The sequence below is a fragment of the Caballeronia sp. INML2 genome (assembly GCF_023631365.1).
In the GTDB taxonomy this organism is placed as follows: domain Bacteria; phylum Pseudomonadota; class Gammaproteobacteria; order Burkholderiales; family Burkholderiaceae; genus Caballeronia; species Caballeronia turbans.
This window is the reverse complement of sequence record NZ_JALQDH010000080.1, coordinates 112,404-120,215: the sequence shown is the minus strand read 5'-3', so window position 1 is coordinate 120,215 and position 7,812 is coordinate 112,404. Positions and strand designations below refer to the sequence as shown.

Here is a 7,812-nt window from a genome sequence, read left to right as displayed (position 1 = left end):
GCAGTCGAAGGATCAGGAACGTGCGCGGCGCGTGGCCATGAAAATGCGCGCGGGCAGCGTCTACGTGAATTATCCGGCCTGGGATGCGGGCTCGCCGTTCGGTGGCTACAAGCAGTCGGGCAATGGGCGCGAATACGGCGAGTGGGGACTGGAGGCGTTTCTCGAAGTAAAGGGGATCGTCGGTTACGGGGCGTAGTCGCGCATGTGCGTTGCCGGGGCGCGTATGCCATGCGCCGCGTCCCGGTCTGGCCGCGTGCCTTTTCTAGGCAGATTGAATGCGCCGTTCGATCTTGCCGAGCCGCACGACGGTCACGCCTGGACGCAACTGCCGCAACGAAGGCATCACGAGCATGCAATCGTCATAGGGCGTCGCGACGGCGGCTCCCTCCGACCATCCGATCACGCTGCCCGCTTCGTGAAACACTTCGAGGCCGGTGTAATCGCCCGCAAAACGGAAGTCCATGCTTTTCGCGACGACCGGTTCCGTCACGCGCACGACGAGCATTTCTCGTGGTGACGGCTGAATCCAGCCGTCGGGCACATCTTCCTTGTCGATGACGCCGGAGAGCAGCAGAAAACGCGCGGTCACGTCGCGCGCCACTGTCACCGCAGCCGCTTCCCAATGCTGTCCGCATTCGATCAGCAACGCGTTCTTGCCGCTCGACGGATCGCCGAAGCCTTCGTAATCGCGCATGCGCCGGCCTTCTGGATGGCCTTCGTCGCAGATGACGGTCGCGGGCGTGCCGAGCAGCGCCGACAATTCGATGCCCTTGTCGAGCGGTCCCGCGACGATCAGCGGCTTGCTCTTTTCATGCATCGAATGAAGATCGAGCAGCAGATCCACGGTGTCGATGACAGGCCGCATCGCGCGGGCACGGCGCAGCTCGCTCGAATCGCGCGAGGTGTCGTCGAGCGCTTGCGCGGTCCAGACGCGATTGAAATCCTGATCGACGAAACGCGACGCATCAGGCTTCTTCGCGTCGAAGCGCCCGTATGCTTCGACATTTGCGAAGGCAAGCGTGAGCCTGCCGCGACGCGGTCTCAATCGAGCGCGCAGCAAGGCATCGACGACGATCGCGCCGCACACTTCGTTGCCGTGCGTGAGGGCGTTGATCATCACATGCGGACCGTCGATGCCCGAGTCGAACGTATGCACGTACGGCACGCCCGCGTTGCCCGCTGCATGCGCGCTGATATCGGGGAACGTAATTTCGATCGGATAGGCGTTCATTCGAGACCGCCCTGGCAGAGATATTTGATCGACAGGTAATCGTCGAGGCCGTACTTCGAGCCTTCGCGTCCATAGCCCGATTCCTTCACGCCGCCGAACGGCGCGGCTTCGCTTGAAATCGCGCCTTCGTTGATGCCGACGAGGCCGGCTTCGAGCAGCCGCGAGACGCGATCGATGCGCTTGAGGTTCTGGCTGTAGAAATACGCTGCGAGGCCGAACGGCGTGTCGTTTGCGGCGCGGATCGCTTCGGCTTCGTCGTTGAAACGGAAGAGCGGCACGACCGGGCCGAAGGTTTCCTCGCAACTCAGTTGCATGTCGGGCGTGGCACCGGCGAGCACGGTCGGGGCGTAGTAGTTCGGGCCGAGTTCGGCGAGACGTTTGCCGCCCGTGAGCGCGCGTGCGCCGCGTTCGAGCGCGTCTTTCACGTGACGTTCGATCTTGTCGACCGCGCGCGCGTTGATCATCGGGCCGATCTGCGCGTCGGGGTCGGTCGCGGGTGCAACCTTCAATGCGGCCACGCGCTTTGCCAGCAGATCGGCGAACTTGTCGTACACGGACGACTGGACGTACACGCGATTGGGGCACACGCAGGTCTGTCCGCCATTGCGGAACTTCGATGCCATGAGTCCCGCGACGGCGGCATCGAGATCGGCGTCGTCGAATACGATGAAGGGCGCATTGCCGCCGAGCTCCAGCGACAGCTTCTTCAGCGTGCCCGCCGATTCGCGCGCGAGATACTTGCCCACCGGCGTCGAGCCCGTGAAGGTGATCTTGCGCACGCGGCCATCTTCGAGCCAGTCGGCGACCGCGTCCTGCGCGTTCTCGCGCGATGCGCCGATCAGATTCAACGCGCCCGCCGGCACGCCGGCTTCATGCGCGAGCATCACGAGTGCGAGCGCCGTGAGCGGCGTGTCTTCCGCGGGCTTGCCGACGACCGTGCAGCCTGCCGCGAGTGCGGGCGCGATCTTGCGCGCGATCATCGCGAGCGGGAAGTTCCACGGCGTGATTGCAGCGACGACGCCGACAGGCTCCTTCACCGCGCTCATGCGCTTGCCGCGCTGCTGCTGCGGAATGATGTCGCCGTAGATGCGCGTGGCTTCATCCGCGAACCATGCGACATACGACGCGCCGTACATCACTTCGCCGCGGCCTTCCGCGAACGGCTTGCCTTGTTCGAGCGAGATCAGACGCCCGAGCGCATCCGCGTTTTCGACGATCAGCGCATGCCAGCGATGCAGCACGGCCGCGCGATCTTTCGGCAGCGTGTCGCGCCAGGCGGGAAAGGCGCGCGCGGCGGCATCGGTGGCGGCACGGGCATCGGCGGGGCCGCTGTCGGCCACTTGCGCGATGACCTCGCCCGTCGCGGGATCCGTGACGGCAAAGCGCTTGCCGCTCGCGGCGGGAACCCACTTTCCGTCGATGAAATTGTCGGCGCGAATCAGATCGCTCAACTCGTATCGTTGCGTCATGATGGTCTCCGGAAAAGATCAGGCGATCAGATGCGCGATGGCCTTGCCCACTTCCGTGGTGTTCGCGCGGCCGCCCAGATCGCCGGTATGCGGTCCTTGCTTCAGCACGGTCTCGATGGCGGAGAGCATCGCGTCGTGCGCGCCGCGTTCGCCGAGGAAGTCGAGCATCATCGCGGCCGACCAGATCATCGCGACCGGATTGGCGATGTTCTTGCCCGCGATATCCGGCGCGGAACCGTGCACCGGCTCGAACAGCGAAGGGAAGTTGCGCTCCGGATTCATGTTGGCCGAAGGCGCAATGCCGATCGTGCCCGTGCATGCCGGGCCGAGATCCGAAAGAATGTCGCCGAAGAGATTCGTCGCGACGACCACATCGAAGCGATCGGGGTTCAATACGAAGCGCGCGCACAGAATGTCGATGTGCTGCTTGTCCCATTTGATCTCGGGATACTGCGCGGCGATTTCGGCGGCGCGCGCGTCCCACCACGGCATGCTGATCGAAATGCCGTTGCTTTTGGTGGCGACCGTCAGCGTCTTCTCGCGCTTTTGCGCGAGATCGAACGCGAACTTCAATACGCGCTCCGCGCCCTTGCGCGTGAAGATCGACGTTTGCGAGACAAACTCGCGATCCGTGCCTTCGAACATCGTGCCGCCGACCGACGAATACTCGCCTTCGGTGTTTTCGCGCACGATCATGAAGTCGATGTCGCCCGCCTTGCGATTCGCGAGCGGCGAGGGCACGCCGTCGAAAAGACGCGCGGGGCGCAGGTTGATGTATTGATCGAACTCGCGGCGGAACTTCAGCAGCGAGCCCCACAGCGAGATGTGGTCCGGCACCGTGTCCGGCCAGCCGACCGCGCCGAACAGGATCGCATCGGCGTCTTGCAGTTGCGCCTTCCAGTCATCGGGCATCATCTGGCCGTGCTGCGCGTAGTAATCGCAACTCGCCCACTCGATATGCCGGTACTCCAGCTCGATATTGAAGCGCTCGCTCACGGCATCGAGCGCGCGCAATGCTTCGGGCATCACTTCCTTGCCGATGCCGTCGCCCGGAATCACGGCAATACGATATTTGCTGGACATGTGCTACTCCGCGTGAAGATGATCGACGATAAAAGCACGCACGTGCAAAACGCGCGTGCGTGCATTCATGCTGAAAGAATGAGGCGCGCGCCTCAATGATGATGCTGCGAGAAGAGTGTTTCGAGCGGGTAGTGCGTCTTCACGAACGACGTCTTGATGATGACGTAGCTGAAGTACTTCTCGATGCCGATCCCACGTTCCAGCAGCCCTTCTATGATGCTCTGATAATGGCTCACGCTGCGCGTGACGAACTTGAGCAGATAGTCGTAACCGCCGCTCGCAAGATGGCATTCGACGATCTCGTCGACATCCTTCACGGCATTCACGAAGTTGATGAAGTCTTCGCGGCGATGATCGGCGAGCGTGACTTCGGTGAAGACCACCTGCACGTCGCCAAGCTTTTCGAGTTGAATCTGCGCGCCATAGCCGACGATATAACCCGCTTTCTCCAGCCGCTTCACACGAATCAGGCAAGGGCTGGGCGAAAGACCGACTGCATCGGCGAGCTCCACGTTCGTGATGCGCCCGCGCTTCTGCAATTGCGAGAGGATACGCAGATCGATTCGGTCCAGCTTGCTGTCGGTGCTCATCGCGGCGGGTTCGGTCTCGCATGTCGGCGGTCGGTCGATGTTATCACGCAGCCGCGCGGGAACTGAAGCCCGGTCCGCCTTTCAGCGCGTCGCGCACGTCGCTTTGCGCGAGCACGTCATCGAGCGTTTTCGTGAGGCGCTCGAACAGCATGTCGAAGTTCGCTTGCGTGTAGCACAGCGCCGGTGCGAAGCCGAGAATGTTGTCGCCGAACGCGCGAAACACGAGGCCGTTGCCATAGGCCGCGGCGGCGATGCGGTCCGGCAGCTTGAGCGATACATCGAAGCCGCGCTTGCTGTCCTTGTCGGCGACGAGTTCGAGCGCGCCGAGCAAGCCGCGATGACGCGAATCGCCGACGAGCGGATGATCGAGCAACGCGTCGAGTCCTTGCGCGAATCGCGGCGCCTGCGCGTGGCCGTTCGCGAGCAAGCCGCCTTCATGATAGAGCCGCATCACTTCGAGCCCGATCGCCGCGCTCACCGGATGCGCGGAGTACGTGTGGCCATGTCCGATGACCGCGGACGCATCGGCGCCATCGGCGATGCCGCGATAGACCGCATCGGACATGAGGACCGCGCCCATCGGCGCATAGCCCGCGGTCAAGCCCTTCGCGACCGTCATCAGGTCCGGCTCGACGCCTTCTCCCTGGCACGCGAAGAGCGGACCGGTGCGGCCGAAGCCGGTGATCACTTCATCGGCGACGAAGAGGATACCGAGCTTGCGGCACGCATCGCGCATCGCTTTCAGCCAGCCCGCCGGCGGCACGATCACGCCCCCCGAGCCTTGAATCGGCTCGCAGAAAAATGCAGCCACGTTGTCCGCGCCCAGCTCCGCGACCTTCGCTTCGAGCGCCTGCACGGATGCCGCGATGAGCGCGGCGTCATCGGCGTAATCATTGCGATACGCATACGGCGAAGGAATGTGATGCTGATTGGGCAGCGGCAGATCGAAGTTGCGATGAAACGCGGGCAACGCGGTCAGTCCGGCGCCGATCGACGACGAACCGTGATAACCGCGTTGCAGCGCGATGCAATGCTTCTTCGACGGACGGCCCGTTGCGTTGTAGTAGTGCGTGATGAAGCGCAGCGCGGAATCGACGGCATCCGAGCCGCCGAGCGTGAAGTACACATGTTGCAGCGACGCGGGCGCGAGTTCGACGAGCTTTGCGGCCAGTTCGATCGCGGGTTCGGAGCCGAAGTGGAAATAGCCCGTGGCGTAGGGCAGTTTCGCCATCTGCTTCGCAGCGGCCTCGACGATGCTCGCGTGCCCGTAACCCGTATTCACGCACCACAGGCCGGAGAAGGCGTCGAGCAGCTGTTTGCCTTCGATATCGCGCAGGAATACGCCATCGGCGGAATCGAGCACGGTCACGCCGCGCGCCTCATGCGCGCGATAGCTGACGACGGGATGAATCAGATGCTGGCGGTCGGACTCGACAAGCGACTTGATCGACATGATGCGGCTCTCTTTTCGCGAAGGGGGCGGAATGGCTCTTGACCGCTTCATACTATCGGCAGAGCCGTATCGCGCGCATCGCCAAAAAAATCGCAAAAAAGCAAATTCGCGGCGTTTTTCAGGGGCGCGCAGCATTTTGTGCTGCGCGCCCCCGGCGACGGACTCAGTAGCCGCGCGTGCGGTCGATTTCGCCGATCATGCGCTCGCCCGCGCGATGGCGTCGCAGGTTCTCCAGCACCACGTCGACGGCGCTTTCGGGCCGCGTCGCGCTTGCGATATGCGGCGTCAGGCGCACGCGCGGATGCGTCCAGAACGGATGCGTCGGCGGCAAGGGCTCGGGATCGGTGACATCGAGAATCGCGGCATGGAGATGGCCGCTGTCGAGCGCATCGAGCAAATCCTGCTGAATCACGTGCGGGCCGCGCCCGACGTTGATGAACGACGCGCCTTTCGGCAGCGTCTCGAACACGTGTTTGCCGATGAGGCCGCGCGTCGCCTCCGTGAGCGGCAGCAGGCACACGAGGATATCGGTGCGGGCGAGGAACGCATCGAGCGATTCGATGCCCGCATGACATTCGACGCCTTCTATCTCATGCGGCGAACGGCTCCAGCCCGCGCAGTCGAAGCCGAAAAGACGCAGCGTTTTCAGCACCGCGGTGCCGAGCATGCCGAGGCCGAGCACGCCGACGCGCCGCGTCGACGCCGCGCGCACGGGCATCTCGCGCCATACGTGCTCGCGTTGCTGCGCGGCGTAATCGAAGAGATCGCGATGAATGGTCAGCACCGCCTGCGTCACATATTCGACCATGCCTTCGACGATGCCCGGCTCGGTCATCCGCACGACCGCGACATGCGGCGGCACGCCCGACAGATCGAATTGATCGATGCCCGCGCCGACCGAGAAAATCACGTCGAGATTGGGGAACGTCTGCATGACATCGGCGGGCGGCTGCCATGCAGCGAGATAGCGCACGGCGGCGGGATCGCCGATATCGGGCCACACGCGGAAGGCTACGTCCGGCGCTTGTTGCGCGAAATGCTGCGCCCATTGCCGGCCGCGTTCGGGATCGGCTTTATAGAGGATCGTCATCGCTGTCAGCACAACGCCTGATTGATGATCGCGAATTGCGCGACGGATGCATCGTGCGGCGGCGTGCCGTTGCGCGCCATCTTGATGACCGTATCCACGCGCTCGAGCCCGATGCCTTCGAGCCAGTCCGACAGACCGCTTTCATCCGGCGTGTCGATGCGCGTGAACGTGCCTTCGCGGGAAGCGAGCGCATGGGCGATGAGCGCCCGCGCGCGTCGCGCGTGCTGCTGATCGGCGGTGACTGCAACCACCGGGCCGATCGCATGACCGCGCCCGAACTCGCGGATGAGCGAGAAGCCGAGCATTTCGCCGTCGCGTTCGAGCACGACGCCTCGTGCGACGTTCAGCAACGCAGGCAAAAGCGCGCTTCGGTCGAGTCCGCTCGCGCGCGATGCGAGATCGGCAATGGCGCGCGTATCGCCCGGCTCGATCGCGCGCATCCGCTCGCCCGGCGGCAAGTCGATTTCAGGCACGTCGAAATCGGCGGATTGATGCTGATGAATCGCGCCGATGCGCCTGAACCCGAGCTTGGCGTAAAGCGGCTCGCCCGCGGGCGTGGCATGCAGCACGGTGATGCGCTTGCCGAGCGCTTCGAGCAGCAGTTCCATCAACTTGCGGCCGATGCCCTTGCCCTGGCAATCCGGCGCGACGATCACCATGCCGAGCGATCCGCCGTCGTCGCCATACTTCCAGCACAGCGCGGTGCCGACCACGCGCTCGCCGTCCTGCGCGATGAAACCCGCGCCGGCGTCGAGCACGAAGCGCCAGTCATCGGCGCGATGCGGCCATTTGACTTCCACCGAGAGCGCATGCGCCGCGGCGATGTCATCGGCGGTGAAGGGGCGATAGAGAAGAGCGGATGTTTCAGCGGCGGACACGGCATGCTCCACGTATGA

General features: G+C 63.9%; 8 protein-coding genes. 1 reads left to right on the top strand and 7 read right to left on the bottom strand.

What is annotated here, in order from left to right:
* A partial coding sequence (locus tag NCT32_RS28030) for an aldehyde dehydrogenase family protein (protein WP_250490726.1) occupies positions 1-196 on the top strand: 196 nt, incomplete at its 5' end.
* A 66-nt stretch (positions 197-262) separates the two neighbouring features.
* Here NCT32_RS28030 and NCT32_RS28025 read toward each other — a convergent pair.
* The 7 genes from NCT32_RS28025 to NCT32_RS27995 all read right to left on the bottom strand — a co-directional run bounded on the left by NCT32_RS28025 (position 263) and on the right by NCT32_RS27995 (position 7,794).
* On the bottom strand, positions 263-1,231 hold the full coding sequence (locus tag NCT32_RS28025) for a succinylglutamate desuccinylase/aspartoacylase family protein (RefSeq protein ID WP_061120862.1): 969 nt from the start codon (positions 1,229-1,231) through the stop codon (positions 263-265).
* A complete protein-coding gene (locus tag NCT32_RS28020; protein ID WP_250490725.1) occupies positions 1,228-2,700 on the bottom strand; it encodes an NAD-dependent succinate-semialdehyde dehydrogenase in 1,473 nt (490 codons plus the stop codon). The genes NCT32_RS28025 and NCT32_RS28020 overlap by 4 nt, the downstream gene beginning before the upstream one ends.
* Positions 2,701-2,718: 18 nt before the next feature.
* Positions 2,719-3,783 carry a tartrate dehydrogenase gene (locus tag NCT32_RS28015; RefSeq protein WP_250490724.1) on the bottom strand — a complete coding sequence of 355 codons (1,065 nt, stop codon included), beginning with the start codon at positions 3,781-3,783 and terminating at the stop codon, positions 2,719-2,721.
* Between the two features lie 92 nt (positions 3,784-3,875).
* Positions 3,876-4,373 carry an Lrp/AsnC family transcriptional regulator gene (locus NCT32_RS28010; RefSeq protein WP_061120865.1) on the bottom strand — a complete coding sequence of 166 codons (498 nt, stop codon included), beginning with the start codon at positions 4,371-4,373 and terminating at the stop codon, positions 3,876-3,878.
* Positions 4,374-4,416: 43 nt separating this feature from the next.
* On the bottom strand, positions 4,417-5,826 hold the full coding sequence (locus NCT32_RS28005) for an aspartate aminotransferase family protein (protein WP_250490723.1): 1,410 nt from the start codon (positions 5,824-5,826) through the stop codon (positions 4,417-4,419).
* Between the two features lie 163 nt (positions 5,827-5,989).
* A complete protein-coding gene (locus NCT32_RS28000) occupies positions 5,990-6,916 on the bottom strand; it encodes a glyoxylate/hydroxypyruvate reductase A (RefSeq protein ID WP_250490722.1) in 927 nt (308 codons plus the stop codon).
* 5 nt (positions 6,917-6,921) lie between these two features.
* Complete coding sequence (locus tag NCT32_RS27995) at positions 6,922-7,794, bottom strand: GNAT family N-acetyltransferase (protein ID WP_250490721.1); 873 nt, start codon at positions 7,792-7,794, stop codon at positions 6,922-6,924.
* Positions 7,795-7,812: the final 18 nt, after the last annotated feature.

Coding starts and splice junctions, on each gene's coding strand:
- NCT32_RS28025 (WP_061120862.1), bottom strand. CDS start 1,231: ATGAACGCCTATCCGATCGAAATTACGTTCCCCGATATCAGCGCGCAT.
- NCT32_RS28020 (WP_250490725.1), bottom strand. CDS start 2,700: ATGACGCAACGATACGAGTTGAGCGATCTGATTCGCGCCGACAATTTC.
- NCT32_RS28015 (WP_250490724.1), bottom strand. CDS start 3,783: ATGTCCAGCAAATATCGTATTGCCGTGATTCCGGGCGACGGCATCGGC.
- NCT32_RS28010 (WP_061120865.1), bottom strand. CDS start 4,373: ATGAGCACCGACAGCAAGCTGGACCGAATCGATCTGCGTATCCTCTCG.
- NCT32_RS28005 (WP_250490723.1), bottom strand. CDS start 5,826: ATGTCGATCAAGTCGCTTGTCGAGTCCGACCGCCAGCATCTGATTCAT.
- NCT32_RS28000 (WP_250490722.1), bottom strand. CDS start 6,916: ATGACGATCCTCTATAAAGCCGATCCCGAACGCGGCCGGCAATGGGCG.